This window comes from Pseudomonas sp. LBUM1662 (genome assembly GCF_059695915.1).
The window spans coordinates 6257962-6275240 of the sequence record NZ_CP166793.1; the positions used below are offsets into that span (position 1 = coordinate 6257962).

Sequence of the window (17279 nt, forward strand, 5' to 3'; positions counted from 1 at the left end):
AGCCATCGAATTCCCGTAGGAGCGAAGCTTGCTCGCGAAAGCGGTTTTACGGGCAACACATGTGTTGAATGTGATGACGTCTTCGCGAGCAAGCTTCGCTCCTACAGGTTTCGCACAAGCCTTCAATTACTGCGCTTTACAACCGCGGCCAATCAAATCATTGGTGGCGACCCAGTAAACCAGGCCTTCCTCACCTTTTACGTGAAACGCCAGCATGTCGTTGCTGTACAGCGAACCTTCGGCGCCCGGTTCAAGCTTCAAGCGGTAGACCTGATCGGCCCCGCCGAGGCGCACGTCGACTTCCTTGCGGGTGTCGTCGGTGTAGCGCCAGAGCACTTTTGCCTGGCTGTCGCAGGTCCAGGTGGTCCAGTTGTCCGTCGATTCGGCAGGCTTGAACAGGTTGAAATTCGAGCAACCTGCCAGCAGTGCCAACGCCATAACGGCGATAAAACCTTTCATCCATGTTCCTCGACTGACGGCGCACGCCGCCAGCCCTGAGTAATGTGTCAGACCCGTCAAGGGCAACCATGTTCCTTGGCCGGTGTCTGTGTCTCGTATTTCTCCAGGCCATCAGGCCCGGAACGCTTGTTGATCACCGGGTTGGTTTCCGCTTGCCAGTCGGCCTGGTAGCAGCCTTTTTCCACCGACTGCGGCGCAGGTTCCGGCTTGGCTTTCGGGTTACTCCCGCAAGCCACCAGCATACCCGCAGCGATCAACAGCGCTAACGTCTTGACCATGGGAACACTCCGTTGCGTGGTCAAATGGACGACCTCAAGCCTTGGCCCGGCTTTCCAGGACTTCAACGGCTGGCAACACTTTGCCTTCCACGAACTCGAGGAACGCACCGCCACCGGTAGAAATGTAGGAGATCTGATCGGCAACGCCATATTTATCGATGGCCGCCAGGGTGTCGCCGCCGCCAGCGATCGAGAACGCCGAGCTTTCCGCGATGGCCTGGGCCAGGACTTTGGTGCCGTTACCGAACTGGTCGAACTCGAACACGCCGACCGGGCCGTTCCACAGGATGGTCTTGGACGACTTCAGCAGCTCGGCGAAATTCGCCGCGGTCTGCGGGCCGATGTCCAGGATCATGTCGTCGGCGGCCACGTCAGCAATCAGCTTGACGGTAGCGGTCGCGCTTTCAGCGAATTCCTTGGCAACCACAACGTCCACCGGCAATGGCACGCTGACTTTCGCAGCGATTTCGCGCGCGGTGTCCAGCAGGTCCGGTTCGTACAGGGACTTGCCGACCGGGTGACCGGCAGCGGCCAGGAAGGTGTTGGCAATGCCGCCGCCAACGATCAGTTGGTTGCAGATCTGGCTCAGGCTGTTCAGTACGTCGAGTTTGGTCGAGACCTTGGAGCCGGCAACGATGGCAGCCATTGGCTGGGCCGGGGCGCCGAGCGCTTTGCCCAATGCGTCCAGTTCAGCGGCCAGCAGCGGGCCGGCAGCGGCGACTTTGGCGAACTTGGCCACGCCATGGGTCGAACCCTCGGCGCGGTGAGCGGTGCCGAAGGCGTCCATCACGAACACGTCGCACAGGGCAGCGTATTGCTGGGCCAGTTCGTCAGCGTTCTTTTTCTCGCCTTTGTTGAAGCGCACGTTTTCGAACAGCACGATGTCGCCCGCTTTCACGTCGACGCCGCCCAGGTAATCGGCGACCAGCGGCACTTCACGGCCCAGGGCCTTGCTCAGGTAGTCAGCAACAGGCTTGAGGCTGTTCTCGGCCGAGAACTCGCCTTCGGTCGGACGGCCAAGGTGCGAGCAGACCATCACGGCCGCGCCTTTTTCCAGGGCCAGCTTGATGGTCGGCAGCGAGGCCAGGATTCGCGCATCGCTGGTGACTACACCGTCCTTGACTGGGACGTTGAGGTCTTCGCGGATCAGTACGCGCTTACCTTGCAGATCGAGGTCGGTCATCTTCAACACGGTCATGGGTCGCATTTCCTACTGTTTTTGGGAGCAGTGTTTTGGAGAGCCAGCTGACTGCAGATAGTGTGCAGCAACATCCAGCATTCGGTTGGCAAAACCCCATTCGTTGTCGAACCAGGCCAGGATGTTCACCAGCCGTGGGCCGGAAACTCGGGTCTGACTGGCATCGACGATGGCCGAATGTGGGTCATGGTTGAAATCACAGCTTGCATGGGGAAGCTCGGTGTAGGCCAGAAGGCCTTTGAGCGGGCCGCTGGTGGCGGCCTCACGCAGAATCCGGTTGACCTCGGTGGCGTCGGTGTCGCTGACGGTCTGCATCGTAATGTCGAGGCACGACACGTTAACCGTCGGCACCCGCACGGCTTTGGCCTGAATTCGCCCGGCAAGTTCCGGCAGCAGGCGTTCGATGCCTCGCGCCAGACCAGTGGACACCGGAATCACCGACTGGAATGCCGAACGCGTGCGGCGCAGGTCTTCGTGATGATAGGCGTCGATGACCGGCTGATCGTTCATGGCCGAGTGAATGGTGGTGATCGACACGTATTCCAGACCAATGGCCTGATCCAGCAGGCGCAACAGCGGCACGCCGCAGTTGGTGGTGCAGGACGCGTTGGACACCAGCAACTCGTCGCCGGTCAGGCAATCCTGGTTCACGCCATAGACGATGGTGGCGTCGACATCCGCCTCGCTGGCCATCGGCTGGGAAAACAGCACACGGGGCGCGCCGGCGTCGAGGAACCGCTGGCCATCGGCACGCGTGTGGTAAGCGCCGGAGCATTCCAGCACCAGATCGACGCCCAGCGACGCCCAATCAATGCCTTCGGGGGTGGCACTGCGCAGGACCTTCACGCAGTCGCCATTAATATGCAGACAATCGCCGTCGACCTTCACTTCACCGGGAAAACGCCCGTGAGTGGAGTCGAAGCGTGTCAGGTATTCGATGCTGGCCATGTCAGCCAGATCGTTGATCGCGACAATTTCAAACCCGGCCGCCGAGCCTCGCTCAAACAACGCACGCAAGACGCAACGACCAATCCGGCCGTAGCCGTTGAGTGCAACTTTGTAAGGACGCGGTTGAGGCATGGGGTTCTCGATGCAGCTTGGGAATGTAGTCGCCAGGTCTGCCGCCTTCGCGGGCAAGCCTCGCTCCTACAGGTCTTCGGTTGTTTAGGGAATCGGGGTAATCCCAATCCTCCAAAACAACGCAATCCCTTGTAGGAGCGAGGCTTGCCCGCGAAGACGTCAGCCCCGATGGCGCAACTTCTGGATCAGTCTTCCAGCAGCTCTTCAGCCTGACCCAGGATGTTTTCCAGGGTGAAGCCGAACTCTTCGAACAAGGCTGGCGCAGGCGCCGACTCGCCGTAGGTGGTCATGCCGATCACGCGGCCTTCCAGGCCCACGTACTTGTACCAGTAGTCCGCGTGTGCGGCTTCGATGGCGATACGGGCACTGACCTGCAACGGCAGAACCGCTTGCTTGTAGCCGGCGTCCTGGGCATCGAACACGCTGGTGCACGGCATCGAAACGACGCGAACCTTGCGGCCTTGCTCGGTCAGCTTGTCGTAAGCCTGAACCGCCAGGCCCACTTCCGAACCGGTAGAGATCAGGATCAGCTCAGGCTCGCCTTCGCAATCCTTCAACACGTAACCGCCACGGGCGATGTCGGCGATCTGCAGCGCGCTGCGGTCCTGATGCTGCAGGTTCTGACGCGAGAAGATCAGCGCCGAAGGGCCGTCCTTGCGCTCGATGGCTGCTTTCCAGCAAACCGCCGATTCGACGGCATCGGCTGGACGCCAGGTGTCGAGGTTCGGCGTGCTGCGCAGGCTGGTCAGTTGCTCGATCGGCTGGTGAGTCGGGCCGTCTTCGCCCAGGCCGATGGAGTCGTGGGTGTAGACGAACACCACGCGCTTCTTCATCAGCGAGGCCATGCGCACGGCGTTGCGGGCGTATTCCATGAACATCAGGAAGGTCGCGCCGTAAGGCACCAGACCGCCGTGCAAGGCCACGCCGTTCATGATCGCGCTCATGCCGAATTCGCGAACGCCGTAGTACATGTAGTTGCCGCTGGCGTCTTCAGCCGAAACACCTTTGCAACCTTTCCACAGGGTCAGGTTGGAACCGGCCAGGTCAGCGGAGCCGCCCAGCAGTTCAGGCAGCAGCGGGCCGTAGGCATTCAGTGCGTTCTGGCTGGCTTTACGGCTGGCGATGGTTTCGCCCTTGGCCGCGACTTCAGCGATATAAGCCGAGGCTTTTTCGGCGAAGTCTTCCGGCAGGTCGCCGCCCAGGCGACGGACCAGTTCATTGGCCAGCTCAGGGAAAGCCGCGGAATAGGCAGCGAAACGCTGATCCCACTCGGCTTCGGCGGCGCGGCCGGCTTCCTTGGCGTCCCACTCGGCATAGATGTCAGCCGGGATTTCGAACGGACCGTGGCTCCATTTCAGCGCAGCACGGGTCAGCGCGATTTCAGCGTCGCCCAGTGGGGCGCCGTGGCAGTCTTCTTTACCTTGCTTGTTCGGCGAACCGAAACCGATGGTGGTCTTGCAGCAGATCAGGGTTGGCTGATCGCTTTTGCGCGCGGTTTCGATTGCAGTCTTGATCTCTTCCGGGTCGTGACCGTCGACGTTGCGGATCACTTGCCAGTTGTAGGCTTCGAAACGCTTCGGGGTGTCATCGGTGAACCAGCCTTCGACTTCGCCGTCGATGGAGATGCCGTTGTCATCGTAGAAGGCGATCAGTTTGCCCAGGCCCAACGTACCGGCCAGGGAGCCGACTTCGTGGGAAATGCCTTCCATCATGCAGCCATCACCCAGGAACACGTAGGTGTGGTGATCGACAACGTTGTGGCCTGGACGGTTGAACTGCGCCGCCAGGACTTTTTCAGCCAGGGCGAAACCTACGGCGTTGGCCAGGCCTTGGCCCAGAGGACCGGTGGTGGTTTCAACGCCCGGGGTGTAACCGAATTCCGGGTGGCCCGGGGTGCGGCTGTGCAGCTGGCGGAAGTTTTTCAGGTCATCGATCGACAGGTCGTAGCCGGTCAGGTGCAGCAGCGAGTAGATCAACATCGAGCCGTGACCGTTGGACAGCACGAAGCGGTCACGGTCGGCGAACGATGGATTGCTCGGGTTGTGCTTCAGGTAGTCACGCCAAAGTACTTCGGCGATATCCGCCATACCCATCGGGGCACCGGGATGGCCGCTGTTGGCTTTTTGCACGGCATCCATGCTGAGGGCACGAATGGCGTTGGCACGCTCACGACGGCTGGGCATCGCTGATCTCCTAGGGTTTGAATAAAACGAAACGGAAAAAAGGCGAGCATTTTCCCTCACCGGGCCGCCTCGGGGCAATGACAGATAGTCATCTGGAGGCGTTTTTCCAATTGTTAACAGCGGTTTCGACTGATGAAACCTTTCTGCAGTTCGTTTGTTGACTGAACCTAACGTCTGGAAGTGCCATCTATCGACCAATATCAAAACTTTTTGATATTGCTCTTGCGGTGATTTCTGACCGTCACTAGACTGCTGGCCTTATGAATTTACGCGTGCCTTCCATTCAACATGACGATTGCGATGAGCTGGCGGCCCTGTGCAAAGCCGGCGGCGATCCTCTGCGGCTGAATGTATTGCGCGCACTGGCCAACGATTCGTTTGGCGTACTGGAACTGGCGCAGATCTTCGGGATGGGTCAGTCGGGCATGAGTCACCACCTCAAGGTATTGGCCCAGGCCGACCTGGTGGCGACCCGCCGTGAAGGCAACGCGATTTTCTACCGTCGCGCCCTGCCCCACACCGACCAGCTGGGCGGCAAGCTGCACGCCGCCTTGCTTGAAGAAGTGGACAACCTGACCCTTCCGGCCGATGTGCAGTCGCGGATCGCTCAGGTCCACGGGCAACGAGCGGCGGCCAGCCAGGACTTTTTCTCACGGGTGGCGGAGAAATTTCGCGCCCAGCAAGACTTGATCGCCGGCCTGCCGCAATACCGCGAAAGCGTGGTGGCGCTGCTCGACAAGCTGAGTTTCAGTGACGGCGCGACAGCCATCGAAGTCGGCCCCGGCGACGGTGAATTCCTGCCGGAACTGGCGCGCCGCTTCACTCAGGTGACGGCGCTGGACAACAGCCCGGCGATGCTCGAACTGGCGCGCCAGGTCTGCGAACGTGAAACGCTGGCTAACGTCAGCCTGCAACTGGCCGATGCATTGAATGGTGTGAGCCTTCAGGCCGATTGCGTTGTACTGAACATGGTGCTGCATCATTTCGCCGCGCCGGCCGAAGCGCTCAAGCACATGGCCGACTTGCTGCAACCGGGCGGTAGCCTGCTCGTGACAGAGTTATGTAGCCACAACCAGAGTTGGGCCAGGGAGGCCTGCGGTGATCTGTGGTTGGGGTTTGAACAGGACGATTTGGCCCGTTGGGCCACCGCTGCGGGACTCGTTCCCGGGGAAAGCCTCTATGTAGGCTTACGTAATGGTTTCCAGATCCAGGTCCGCCATTTTCAGCGACCGGCTGGCGACACTCACCATCGGTAAATTCAGGAAAAAATCGAGATGAGCGAATACTCCCTCTTCACCTCCGAGTCCGTGTCCGAAGGGCATCCGGACAAAATCGCCGACCAGATTTCCGATGCGGTGCTGGACGCCATCATTGCTGAAGACAAGTTCGCCCGCGTAGCGTGCGAAACCCTGGTTAAAACCGGCGTGGCAATCATTGCAGGTGAAGTCACCACGTCGGCCTGGGTCGACTTGGAAGAAATCGTGCGTAACGTCATTCTGGACATCGGCTACAACAGCTCCGATGTCGGCTTCGACGGTGCCACTTGCGGCGTGATGAACATCATCGGCAAGCAATCCCCTGACATCAACCAGGGTGTCGACCGTGCCAAGCCTGAAGATCAGGGCGCCGGCGACCAGGGCCTGATGTTCGGCTACGCCAGCAACGAAACCGACGTGCTGATGCCAGCACCGATCACCTTCTCGCACCAGCTGGTGCAGCGCCAGGCCGAAGCCCGTAAATCCGGCCTGCTGCCTTGGCTGCGCCCGGATGCCAAGTCGCAAGTGACTTGCCGTTACGAAGGCGGCAAGGTTGTCGGTATCGACGCTGTTGTTCTGTCGACCCAGCACAACCCTGAAGTGTCGTACAAAGACCTGCGCGAAGGTGTGATGGAGCTGATCGTCAAGCACGTGCTGCCTGCCGAACTGCTGACCAAAGACACCCAGTTCCACATCAACCCGACTGGCCAGTTCATCATCGGTGGCCCGGTTGGCGACTGCGGCCTGACCGGTCGCAAGATCATCGTCGACAGCTACGGCGGCATGGCCCGTCACGGCGGCGGCGCGTTCTCCGGTAAAGATCCATCGAAGGTTGACCGTTCGGCAGCCTACGCCGGTCGTTACGTGGCCAAGAACATCGTTGCTGCCGGCCTGGCCGAGCGCTGCGAGATCCAGGTTTCGTACGCCATCGGTGTTGCCCAGCCTACGTCGATCTCTTTGAACACCTTCGGCACCGGCAAGATCAGCGACGACAAGATCGTCAAACTGGTTCGCGAAATTTTCGACCTGCGTCCATACGCAATCACCACCATGCTCGACCTGCTGCACCCGATGTACCAGGAAACCGCTGCGTACGGCCACTTCGGTCGCACCCCGGCGACCAAGACTGTGGGCGAAGATACTTTCACCACCTTCACCTGGGAAAAGACCGACCGCGCCGACGACCTGCGTACTGCAGCCGGCCTGTAAGACTTTCCTGGCGGTACCAAAAGCCCCGCACGGTTCGCCGTGCGGGGCTTTTTATTGCCCGAAGATCAAAAGATCGCAGCCTCGTGTCACTCGACAGCTCCTACAGGAATACGCATTCCAATGTAGGAGCTGTCGAGTGACACGAGGCTGCGATCTTTTGATCTTCCCATCCAGAAACACACCGAAAAACATCCTCGCATCCGACGCCCGAAAGCTGACTACCCTTCAAAGCATTCCCCCCGAGCAAGGACGCTCACGATGCTGCTGCGCCTGTTTTCCGCTTTGTGCCTGACCTTGTTTTGCCTGAACTCAACGGCCAACGACTGCCCCGACTGGTCACCCGCCCGAGCCCTGGACGAAATCACGGCCCTGCAACAACAGATCGATTTCTGGGACGACCACTATCACCGCAACGGCCGCTCACTGATCGCCGACGAAATCTATGATCAATCCCGCGCGCGATTGAGCGAATGGCGTGAGTGTTTTGATTTGAGCCTGGCGCCAGCCCCCTTGCGCACGGCGGGCGGCAAGATTGCCCACCCCATCGCCCACACCGGCCTGGAAAAACTGCGTGATGGTCCGGCGGTCGAGGATTGGCTACGCGAGCGCAATGACCTCTGGATACAACCCAAGGTCGACGGTGTGGCCGTGACGTTGACCTATCGCAACGGCGTCCTGCATCAGGCGATCAGTCGAGGCGACGGAGTAAACGGCCAGGACTGGACCACTTCAGCCCGACTGATCGATTCCATCCCCCGGCAACTGCCACAACCACTGGATTTACTGGTGCAAGGCGAACTCTATTGGCGCCTGACCGACCATGTGCAAAGCAAAGCAGGCAGCCTCAACGCCCGCTCCACGGTAGCCGGGCTGATGGCCCGCAAGGAGCTGAATGCCGAACAGGCCGGTGGTATCGGGTTGTTTGTCTGGGATTGGCCGCAAGGCCCGGCAAGTCTGCCGGCCCGGGTGGCGGCGCTCGAAGAAATGGGCTTCCCGAGTACGGCACCTTACAGTCAGCCGATCAAGGGATTCGCCGACGCGCAACGATGGCGCGATCACTGGTATCGCACGCCCTTGCCCTTTGCCAGTGATGGCGTGGTTTTGCGTCAGAGCCAACGTCCACCGGCCGAGCGCTGGCAGGCGCGTCCGTCATTCTGGAGTGTTGCCTGGAAGTACCCCTTCGCCCAGGCACTGGCCGAAGTGCGCAAGGTCCATTTCAAAATCGGCCGCACGGGCCGGATTACACCGGTGCTGGATCTAACGCCAGTGAAGCTCGATGACCGGCAGATCAAGCGTGTGAGCGTCAGCTCCCTACGACGCTGGGAGGCGCTGGATATCCGCCCCGGGGATCAGGTGTCCATCAGCCTGGCGGGCCTGACCATTCCGAGGCTCGATGGCGTCGTGCTGCGCAGTACCGAACGCACTGAATTGAACGTGCCGTCGGCGGCAGACTTTCATCAATTGAGTTGCTGGCAACCGACAACAGGCTGCGAGAGCCAATTCCTTGCACGCCTGACCTGGCTCAGCAGCAAGCAGGGACTGGCTTTACCCCATCTCGGCCCAGGCACCTGGGAGAAACTTTTCGAAACAGGCCACCTCAACAGCCTGCTGGATTGGTTGACCCTCGATGCTCAAGAGCTTGCTAACATTGATGGCTTCGGCGAACGCAGCGCGGCTCGTTTGTTAAACAGCTTCAATAGCGCCCGGCAACGCCCTTTCGCTCGCTGGCTCAAAGCCTTGGGGTTACCACCGACCGGCCAGGCACGGCTTGCCGATTCATGGCAGGAACTGGCGAATCGAAACACCGAACAATGGCAGGCAGAAGCAGGTATCGGCCCAGGACGCGCGGCGCAACTGAACGCCTTTTTTCGCGACCCGCACGTCCTGGCTCTGAGCCAAACATTACGCATGGCCGGGATTGACGGCTTTTAAACGCCGAGACACCCGGCAGCCCGGGAACCCAAAGGTGCCGACGGGCTCAAACGCCCATCGCCACATCGACCCGATTGTCTTTGCACATGGAGCTTTTATGAAATTTCTTTCACCGCTCGCCTTGCTGACCCTTTGCAGCGTGATGGCCGCTCCCCTGATGGCCGCCGAAGAAGCCCCGGAACTGACCGGCTGCGCCGCCAAGAAACAGGGGATCATCAATCAGATCGAACTGGCCAAATCCCACGGCAACGCCGAACAGCAGGCCGGCCTCGAAACGGCCCTGAGCGAAGTCACCACCCATTGCACCGACGCCTCGCTGAAGAAAGAACGGGAAAACAAGGTGCTCGACGCCAAGCATGAAGTCAGCAAGCGTCAGGCCGATCTGGACAAAGCCATGAAGAAAGGCGATCCGGAGAAGATCAACAAGCGCAAAGACAAACTCGCCGAGTCCCGCAAGGAATTGCAGGACGCGCTCGATGAGCTGGATAAGTAAGAAAAGGTAAAAGCCCAGGATTTGTGTTGATCTTGAGGCAGCCATCGCGAGCAAGCCCGCTCCCACATTTGACCTCATTCCATTGTGGGAGCGGGCTTGCTCGCGAAAGCGTCAGCCAGAGCACCTCCAATCAATGATCCCGAAACTCTTTATGGCAGGCACTGCAGGCATCTTCGACTTTCTGCACCGCCGGGCCGAGGTTACTGGCCTTGTAAGGCTGAACCTTGCTGGCAATCACCAATTCACCGGTGGCGGCTTCAAGGGTGCGGGCCATTTCCTGGAAGCGTGTCTGCTGCTGCCACACATTGTCCTTGGCGCTGGTGTGATCCTCTTCGCGCACCTGTGGAAAATGTTTCCACGGCTCACGGGACAAGGTGTCGAGTTTCACGGCGCCTTCCTCGAATTTCGGACCGTCGAACGGGATACGACCACGCAACATGCCGCCCAGGTCTTCGCCAGTCTTGAGCATCTGTTTGAAGATCGCCTTGCGTTGGCCCAGCGGCGAATTCGGGTCGACACCACCGCAGGCAGACAAGGTCAGGCAGGCCAGCAATACAACAGAAAGTCTTTTAAGAGTCATGGTGGCTTCAGGTCACGGGAAACGGCGGCCAGTATCCTCGCGTCATCGGCAAAGACCAATAGCCCTATTATCAATACGGGTTGTTTGAGCGCATGGAGCACTCAGGCAACCGGCAAAGGAATTACTCCATGAACAGCCGTTTCAAGGCATGGCGTCACCCCCTCGTGTGGACTCTTCCAATGGTGGCCCTGCTCGCAGGCTGCACCGGCGGCGATAAAAACACGCCTAAAACCCACGCACTGGCGACCTACTCCAGCGCCACCTGGGAAGCGTTGCCGGCCGTGTCCGACGACGATCTGGTCGCCGGCTTCGGTTCGTGGCGCAGCGCCTGCACCCGACTCAAGGCTGACCCGGTCTGGGGTTCGACCTGCGCGGCTTCGGCCAATGTGCCGCAAACCGCCAATGACATCCGCGGCTTCCTCAAACAGAACCTCGACGTCTATGGCCTGCGCGCCGCCAATGACAATCCCAACGGCTTGATTACCGGCTATTACGAGCCGGTCTACCCCGGCAGCCTGACCCAGACCGAAGTGGCGAACATTCCGGTGTACGGCGTGCCCGAGGACATGATCATCGTCTCCCTGGACAGCCTCTACCCGGAACTCAAAGGCAAACGCCTGCGCGGCCGCCTCGAAGGTCGCGTGCTCAAGCCTTACGACGATGCGGCAACAATCGAGACCAAAGGGGTCAAGGCGCCAGTGGTTGCCTGGCTGACCGATCCGATGAACCTGCAATTCCTGCAAATCCAGGGTTCGGGTCGCATCCAGCTCGACGACGGCCGCCAGCTGCGCATCGCTTACGCCGACCAGAACGGCCATCCGTATCGGCCAATCGGGCGCTGGCTGGTGGAGCAAGGCGAGCTGAAGAAAGAAGACGTGACCATGGGCGCCATCAGCTCGTGGGCCAAGGCCAACCCGTCGCGCATTCCGGAACTGCTGGGCAGCAACCCGAGTTATGTGTTCTTCACCCGCAACCCGGACAGCAACGAAGGGCCACGCGGCTCGCTGAACGTTCCGCTGACGGCCGGTTACAGCGCAGCAGTGGACCGCAAGGTGATTCCGCTGGGCAGTCTGCTGTGGTTATCCACCACTAAACCGGACGGCACCGCGCTGGTACGACCCGTGGCGGCGCAAGACACCGGCGGCGCAATTGCCGGCGAAGTGCGTGCGGATCTGTTCTGGGGCACCGGCGAGGCGGCCGGGCAATTGGCCGGGGACATGAAGCAGCAAGGGCAGATCTGGATGCTCTGGCCTAAAGGCGCGGCGTTGCCGCAGGTACCTCAAGTTGCCGATGCGGTTAAAGACAAACCTTGAATTCTGCGGTGGCTGATGCATAGCCTTCGCGAGCAAGCCCGCTCCCACATTTAATACAGGTTGCACACCAATCAAATGTGCACTGAAGATCAAATGTGGGAGCGGGCTTGCTCGCGAAGGGGCCAGCACAATCACCGAAGAATTTTCAGACCGACACCACAAAGAAACTGACAATCAAGCCCATCCCCACAAACCACACCAACGAACGCAAAATCGCCCAGTCCGCCAGGTAGCAAATGATGTACAGCAGCCGACTGGTGATAAACAGCACCGCCAGCACGTTGACCGTCACCAACTGCGCCGTGCCCACCAGGTGCGCCACAATCACCGCCGCCGCGAACGCCGGGGTCACTTCAAAACTGTTCAGTTGCGCCGCATGCGCGCGTCGAGCCAAACCATTCAGCGATTCGAGAAAGTCCCGCGGGTCATGGTTGTCTTTCAGACGGTACCCGCCACTGGCCTTGGCGATGCCGGTGCAGAGATAAGGCAGGAAAAGCGCGATCAAAATGCACCACAGAGCAACCGTCATAAAGCAGTCCTTTCTTCAGTTTTAGAATGTTGAATACCCGTCAGAACTTCATTACCAAGATACCGACCAGCACCAACCCACAGGCTAAGAGCCTTGGCCGGCCGAAAGGTTCTTTCAGGAACCGCATGCCGAACAGCACCACCAGGATCACGCTGATCTCGCGCAACGCCGCCGCTTCGGCAATCGACCCCAGCTGCATCGCCCACAGCACCAGAGCGTAGCTGAACAACACGCAGAATCCGACCGCCAGCCCCAGCCGCCACTGTTCACGCCAGAACAGCATGAACGCCGGGCGTTTGCGCACCAGCGCCAGCAACGGGAACGGCCAGGCGCTGAGCAACGTGACCCAGACCAGATAGTCCAGTGGGTGCGACCAGCGCCGTAACGCCTGGCCATCGATGAAGGTGTAGCAGCCGATGCACAGGCCGATCAGCGCCACCACCGGCAACATCGACCACGGCAGGCGCGCCCCGCCGCCGCCCTGCCAGAGCAGGCACAGCATGCCAAACGGGATCAACAGGATTCCGAAGATCTGCTGGTTCGTCAGCACTTCCCCGGCGAAGATCAGCGTCAGCGCCAGCACCACCAGTGGCGACAACCCACGCATCAGCGGATAGACCAACCCGAGGTCGCCGACCCGATAGGCCTGGATCAGCAGATAGCGATAGAGCAATTCGAACGCCGCCGACGCCAGGATCCACGGCCAGATTTCAGTCGGCGGCAGCGCCACGAATGGCAGCATCAGGGCGACAAACAGCATCGCGACGCTGTCCATGCAGGCCACCACCAGCAGCCGTTCTGCGCTGAACTTGATCAGGGTATTCCACGCCGCATGCAACAGCGCCGCCACCAACACCAGAGCCGTCGCAAGCACGGCACACTCCTTATTTTGTCCCGCCTCCCTGTAGGAGCTGTGTAGGAGCTGTCGAGTGAAACGAGGCTGCGATCTTTTGATCTTGCTTTTTAAAAGATCAAAGTCAAAAGATCGCAGCCTCGTTTCACTCGACAGCTCCTACAGAATCCGGCTACAGAATCCGGCGGGATAATTGATTCGCCATAGGTCAGCAGCTGTTTATACTGCAAGCGACCACGCCGCACTCAGTTGCGCACAGACTAATTCCAATAATTTCTGCCCTGCCCGCACTCATCGAGCGCGGTCATCGGCATGCGTATGCCTGATCAGAGCGTCAAGACTACCGACAGAGACCTTGCGCATGCCACTCGCTTTGCTTGCCCTCGCTGTTGCCGCGTTCGGCATCGGCACCACTGAATTCGTCATCATGGGCTTGCTGCCCGACGTCGCCCGCGACCTCTCCGTGAGCATTCCCCACGCCGGCCTGCTAATCACCGGCTACGCCCTGGGCGTGGTGTTCGGCGCGCCGATCCTCGCGATCGGCACCGCCAACATGCCGCGCAAAGCCACATTGCTGGGCATGACGCTGATGTTCATCCTCGGCAACGTGCTGTGCGCACTGGCGCCAAACTACGCCACGTTGATGGCCGCGCGAGTGGTCACCGCGCTGTGCCATGGCGCGTTCTTCGGCATCGGCTCGGTGGTCGCTGCCGGGCTGGTCGCACCGAACAAACGGGCGCAGGCCATTGCCATGATGTTCACCGGCCTGACGCTGGCCAACGTGCTCGGCGTGCCGTTGGGCACCGCGCTCGGGCAATACGCCGGTTGGCGTTCGACGTTCTGGGCGGTGTCGGTGATCGGCGTCATTGCAGCACTCGCACAGTGGCTTTGGCTGCCGAAGGACATCGCGATGGACAAGGCCAACCTCGCCAGCGAGTTCAAGGTTCTGGGCAAGGTCAATGTGCTGTTGGCGTTGGGCATGAGCGTGCTGGCGTCGACCAGCCTGTTCAGCGTGTTCACCTACATCGCGCCGATCCTGCAGGACATCACCGGTGTCAGCCCGCATGGCGTGACGATCATGCTGCTGTTGTTTGGCGTCGGCCTGACGGCAGGCAGCATGCTCGGTGGTCGTCTGGCGGACAGCCGTTTGTTGCCTTCCCTGGTCGGCATGGCGCTGGCCGTCGCGGTGGTATTGGCTGCGTTCAGCCAGACCAGTCACTCGGTAATTCCGGCGGCGATCACGCTGGTGCTGTGGGGGATTTTCGCGTTTGCCCTGTGCCCGATCCTGCAACTACTGATCATCGATCAGGCGCATGAAGCGCCGAACCTCGGTTCGACGTTGAACCAGAGCGCCTTCAACCTCGGCAACGCGGCCGGTGCGTGGATTGGCGGGTTGGTGGTTGCCAGCGGTGCCGATCTGGCGCACCTGCCGTGGACCGGTGCACTGGTCAGTGGCCTGACGGTGCTGACGGCGCTGTTCTTCATCTATCTGCAACGTCGCGGCGCGGCTGCGGTCAATGTGTCCGGCTGAGTTGCTGTGTCGCTCATGAAAACGCATTCGCGAGCAAGCCCGCTCCCACATTGGATTTGCGTCGTTTACAGATCCCTGTGGGAGCGGGCTTGCTCGCGAAGAAGTTGACGCGGTGTAACTGCCCAACACTGAACTCCCGTTCCCCACCTCTCCATCCAAGGACCCCGGATGCTCGAACTTGTCGCTGCCTTTATCTGCCTCACCACCCTCCTCACCTACGTAAATTTCCGTTTCATCGGCCTGCCCCCGACCATCGGGGTCATGGTCACGGCGCTGATGTTTTCCCTGCTGCTGCAAGGCCTGAGCTTCCTCGGCTACCCCGGCCTCGAAGAACGTATCCAACAGCTGATCGGCCAGATCGACTTCGGCGACCTGCTGATGAACTGGATGCTGTCCTTTCTGCTGTTCGCCGGCGCCCTGCACGTCAACCTGAATGACCTGCGCAGCTATCGCTGGCCCATCGGCCTGCTGGCGACTGTCGGCGTATTGATCGCGACCGCGGTGATCGGCAGCCTCGCCTGGTACATTTTTGCCCTGTTCGGCTGGCACGTGAGCTTCCTCTATTGCCTGCTCTTCGGCGCGCTGATATCCCCCACCGACCCGATCGCGGTCCTCGGCGTGCTGCGGACTGCCAATGCCTCCAAGCCGTTGAAAACCACTATCGTCGGTGAGTCGCTGTTCAACGACGGCACGGCCGTGGTGGTCTTCACCGTTTTGCTGGGCATCGCGCAACTCGGCGAAACCCCGACCGTTGGCGCCACTGCCATGCTGTTCGCCCACGAGGCGATTGGCGGCGTGCTGTTTGGCGGGCTGATCGGTTATCTGGTGTACCTGATGATCAAGAGCATCGAGCAGCATCAGATCGAGGTCATGCTGACCCTGGCGCTGGTGATCGGCGGCTCGGCCATGGCGTCGGAGCTGCACGTCTCCGCACCGATCGCGATGGTCGTGGCCGGTCTGATCATCGGCAACCTGGGCCGCAACCTGGCGATGAACGACATGACCCGAAAGTACCTAGACGGTTTCTGGGAACTGCTCGACGACATGCTCAACGCCCTGCTGTTCGCGCTGATCGGCATGGAGCTGTTGCTCCTGCCGTTCAACTGGCTGCACGTGCTGGCGGCGAGTTTGCTGGCACTGGCGATTCTGCTTTCGCGCCTGCTGACAGTCGCACCGGCCATCCTGCTCCTGCGGCGCTGGCGCACAGTCCCGCGCGGGACGATCCGGATTCTGACCTGGGGTGGTTTGCGCGGCGGTGTTTCGGTGGCGCTGGCCCTGGCCCTGCCGCTGGGCCCGGAGCGTGACTTGCTACTGAGCATCACCTACATCGTGGTGCTGTCCTCGATCCTGTTGCAGGGTCTGAGCATCGGCAAACTGGTCAAGCACGTGACCCGGGATGAGCCTGCGCCAGCGGCACAGGCTGAGCATCACTGATTATTTTTTGCTCTTCTGCGGATCGGGTTCCGAACCCTGATCCGCCGACTTCTTCGGCGGCCCGCTCTCGCTGCGGATCTGCGCATGGCTGATCAGCGCGAAGATGAAGCTGCCGCCGATGATGTTCCCCGCCAGCGTCGGCCCGGCGAACACCAGCCAGAAATCCTTCCACGGCAACTCGCCGGCAAACACCAGGTACGAGACCTCGGCCGAACCGACCACGATGTGAGTGAAATCCCCCAGCGCCATCAGGTAGGTGATGAGGATGATGATCCACATCTTGGCGCTCTCCATGGACGGGATCATCCAGACCATGGTGGCGATCATCCAGCCTGAAACGATGCCTTTGGCGAACATCTGGCTGGCATCGTTCTCCATGATCTTGCGGCCGATGTCGAGGAAGGCCAGGTCGGTCTTGCTGTCGAAGATCGGCAGATTCAACATGACGTAGGCCACCAGCAATGTGCCGCAGAGGTTGCCGATGAGCACCACCGACCACAGCCGCAGCAACCGGCCGAAGTTGTTCAGTGTCGGTTTGGTCATGATCGGCAGCACGGCCGTCAGGGTGTTCTCGGTGAACAACTGCTGACGGGCGAGGATCACCGCGAGAAAACCTGCGCAGTAGCCGAAACTGGCGATGACCTTGAAGCCTTCACCGTCCGGCAGTCGGGAATTGAGCAGACCCATGGCCATCAGCGACAAGCCCATGGTCAGGCCGGCGGCCAAGGCCGACCACCACAAGGCGGCGACACTGCGCTCGAGTTCCTGATCGCCCTGGGTGCGGATGATTTCGTGCAGCACCGCGGCGCGCGGTGGCTGGTTCTTGTCGACGTCGTGCTGTTCTTCCGGCGACAGGTTTGGGGTCTTGCCTTCTTTCTTGGCGTCCATAAAGCTCCGGAACCGGTGGTGTGTCATGTAGGTACGACACGCGCCGTTCGGAGCTGTTCACTG

At 60.5% G+C, this 17279-nt stretch carries 16 protein-coding genes; 7 read left to right on the forward strand and 9 right to left on the reverse strand.

Features of this window, described 5'->3' with window-relative positions; all coding sequences use genetic code 11:
* Positions 1 to 126 precede the first annotated feature (126 nt).
* From ACA049_RS28530 to tkt, 5 genes are all read right to left on the reverse strand, one after another.
* Positions 127 to 459, reverse strand: a complete 333-nt coding sequence (locus ACA049_RS28530; RefSeq protein WP_497331510.1) for an MliC family protein — start codon at positions 457 to 459, stop codon at positions 127 to 129.
* A 56-nt stretch (positions 460 to 515) separates the two neighbouring features.
* Positions 516 to 737, reverse strand: a complete 222-nt coding sequence (locus ACA049_RS28535; RefSeq protein WP_497331512.1) for a hypothetical protein — start codon at positions 735 to 737, stop codon at positions 516 to 518.
* A 34-nt stretch (positions 738 to 771) separates the two neighbouring features.
* Entirely contained in the window at positions 772 to 1935 is a 1164-nt protein-coding gene (locus tag ACA049_RS28540) for a phosphoglycerate kinase (protein ID WP_150633739.1), read from the reverse strand.
* A 12-nt stretch (positions 1936 to 1947) separates the two neighbouring features.
* Positions 1948 to 3015, reverse strand: a complete 1068-nt coding sequence (gene epd, locus ACA049_RS28545; RefSeq protein WP_497331514.1) for an erythrose-4-phosphate dehydrogenase — start codon at positions 3013 to 3015, stop codon at positions 1948 to 1950.
* A 185-nt stretch (positions 3016 to 3200) separates the two neighbouring features.
* Complete coding sequence (gene tkt / locus ACA049_RS28550) at positions 3201 to 5198, reverse strand: transketolase (RefSeq protein WP_497331515.1); 1998 nt, start codon at positions 5196 to 5198, stop codon at positions 3201 to 3203.
* A gap of 260 nt (positions 5199 to 5458) precedes the next feature.
* Here tkt and ACA049_RS28555 point away from each other — a divergent pair, with 260 nt between their 5' ends.
* The 4 genes from ACA049_RS28555 (at position 5459) to ACA049_RS28570 (ending at position 10088) form a co-directional block, all read left to right on the forward strand.
* Positions 5459 to 6454 (forward strand): ArsR/SmtB family transcription factor, encoded by a 996-nt coding sequence (locus tag ACA049_RS28555; RefSeq protein WP_497331517.1) that lies wholly within the window; start codon positions 5459 to 5461, stop codon positions 6452 to 6454.
* Between the two features lie 18 nt (positions 6455 to 6472).
* Positions 6473 to 7663 carry a methionine adenosyltransferase gene (metK, locus tag ACA049_RS28560; RefSeq protein ID WP_010466931.1) on the forward strand — a complete coding sequence of 397 codons (1191 nt, stop codon included), beginning with the start codon at positions 6473 to 6475 and terminating at the stop codon, positions 7661 to 7663.
* 258 nt (positions 7664 to 7921) lie between these two features.
* Positions 7922 to 9595: an NAD-dependent DNA ligase LigB gene (ligB, locus tag ACA049_RS28565; RefSeq protein ID WP_497331519.1), complete on the forward strand. Its 1674-nt coding sequence runs from the start codon at positions 7922 to 7924 to the stop codon at positions 9593 to 9595.
* Between the two features lie 97 nt (positions 9596 to 9692).
* The gene (locus tag ACA049_RS28570) at positions 9693 to 10088 is read left to right on the forward strand and encodes a DUF1090 domain-containing protein (RefSeq protein ID WP_497331521.1); all 396 of its coding nucleotides are present in this window, start codon (positions 9693 to 9695) and stop codon (positions 10086 to 10088) included.
* Positions 10089 to 10218: 130 nt separating this feature from the next.
* On the opposite strand, the gene ACA049_RS28575 is transcribed toward ACA049_RS28570, so the two are convergent.
* A complete protein-coding gene (locus ACA049_RS28575) occupies positions 10219 to 10668 on the reverse strand; it encodes a c-type cytochrome (protein WP_497331523.1) in 450 nt (149 codons plus the stop codon).
* Positions 10669 to 10796: 128 nt separating this feature from the next.
* Here ACA049_RS28575 and mltA point away from each other — a divergent pair, with 128 nt between their 5' ends.
* A complete protein-coding gene (mltA, locus tag ACA049_RS28580; protein ID WP_497331525.1) occupies positions 10797 to 11981 on the forward strand; it encodes a murein transglycosylase A in 1185 nt (394 codons plus the stop codon).
* Positions 11982 to 12126: 145 nt separating this feature from the next.
* Here the strand turns inward: mltA and ACA049_RS28585 are convergent, their stop codons facing one another.
* The gene (locus ACA049_RS28585; RefSeq protein WP_497331527.1) at positions 12127 to 12510 is read right to left on the reverse strand and encodes an MAPEG family protein; all 384 of its coding nucleotides are present in this window, start codon (positions 12508 to 12510) and stop codon (positions 12127 to 12129) included.
* Between the two features lie 40 nt (positions 12511 to 12550).
* Entirely contained in the window at positions 12551 to 13384 is an 834-nt protein-coding gene (locus ACA049_RS28590) for an EamA family transporter (RefSeq protein ID WP_497331529.1), read from the reverse strand.
* Positions 13385 to 13724: 340 nt separating this feature from the next.
* Between ACA049_RS28590 and ACA049_RS28595 the strand changes: the two genes are divergently transcribed.
* Positions 13725 to 14894 carry an MFS transporter gene (locus ACA049_RS28595; protein ID WP_497331531.1) on the forward strand — a complete coding sequence of 390 codons (1170 nt, stop codon included), beginning with the start codon at positions 13725 to 13727 and terminating at the stop codon, positions 14892 to 14894.
* A 168-nt stretch (positions 14895 to 15062) separates the two neighbouring features.
* Positions 15063 to 16328: a cation:proton antiporter gene (locus tag ACA049_RS28600; protein WP_497331533.1), complete on the forward strand. Its 1266-nt coding sequence runs from the start codon at positions 15063 to 15065 to the stop codon at positions 16326 to 16328.
* Here ACA049_RS28600 and ACA049_RS28605 read toward each other — a convergent pair whose 3' ends face one another.
* Positions 16329 to 17216, reverse strand: coding sequence for a formate/nitrite transporter family protein (locus ACA049_RS28605; RefSeq protein ID WP_497331535.1), 888 nt, complete (start codon positions 17214 to 17216; stop codon positions 16329 to 16331).
* Positions 17217 to 17279: the final 63 nt, after the last annotated feature.

Bases quoted from the DNA above. Each gene is read 5' to 3' on its own strand.
- ACA049_RS28530 (WP_497331510.1), bottom strand. From the start codon at position 459: ATGAAAGGTTTTATCGCCGTTATGGCGTTGGCACTGCTGGCAGGTTGC.
- ACA049_RS28535 (WP_497331512.1), bottom strand. From the start codon at position 737: ATGGTCAAGACGTTAGCGCTGTTGATCGCTGCGGGTATGCTGGTGGCT.
- ACA049_RS28540 (WP_150633739.1), bottom strand. From the start codon at position 1,935: ATGACCGTGTTGAAGATGACCGACCTCGATCTGCAAGGTAAGCGCGTA.
- epd (WP_497331514.1), bottom strand. From the start codon at position 3,015: ATGCCTCAACCGCGTCCTTACAAAGTTGCACTCAACGGCTACGGCCGG.
- tkt (WP_497331515.1), bottom strand. From the start codon at position 5,198: ATGCCCAGCCGTCGTGAGCGTGCCAACGCCATTCGTGCCCTCAGCATG.
- ACA049_RS28555 (WP_497331517.1), top strand. From the start codon at position 5,459: ATGAATTTACGCGTGCCTTCCATTCAACATGACGATTGCGATGAGCTG.
- metK (WP_010466931.1), top strand. From the start codon at position 6,473: ATGAGCGAATACTCCCTCTTCACCTCCGAGTCCGTGTCCGAAGGGCAT.
- ligB (WP_497331519.1), top strand. From the start codon at position 7,922: ATGCTGCTGCGCCTGTTTTCCGCTTTGTGCCTGACCTTGTTTTGCCTG.
- ACA049_RS28570 (WP_497331521.1), top strand. From the start codon at position 9,693: ATGAAATTTCTTTCACCGCTCGCCTTGCTGACCCTTTGCAGCGTGATG.
- ACA049_RS28575 (WP_497331523.1), bottom strand. From the start codon at position 10,668: ATGACTCTTAAAAGACTTTCTGTTGTATTGCTGGCCTGCCTGACCTTG.
- mltA (WP_497331525.1), top strand. From the start codon at position 10,797: ATGAACAGCCGTTTCAAGGCATGGCGTCACCCCCTCGTGTGGACTCTT.
- ACA049_RS28585 (WP_497331527.1), bottom strand. From the start codon at position 12,510: ATGACGGTTGCTCTGTGGTGCATTTTGATCGCGCTTTTCCTGCCTTAT.
- ACA049_RS28595 (WP_497331531.1), top strand. From the start codon at position 13,725: ATGCCACTCGCTTTGCTTGCCCTCGCTGTTGCCGCGTTCGGCATCGGC.
- ACA049_RS28600 (WP_497331533.1), top strand. From the start codon at position 15,063: ATGCTCGAACTTGTCGCTGCCTTTATCTGCCTCACCACCCTCCTCACC.
- ACA049_RS28605 (WP_497331535.1), bottom strand. From the start codon at position 17,216: ATGGACGCCAAGAAAGAAGGCAAGACCCCAAACCTGTCGCCGGAAGAA.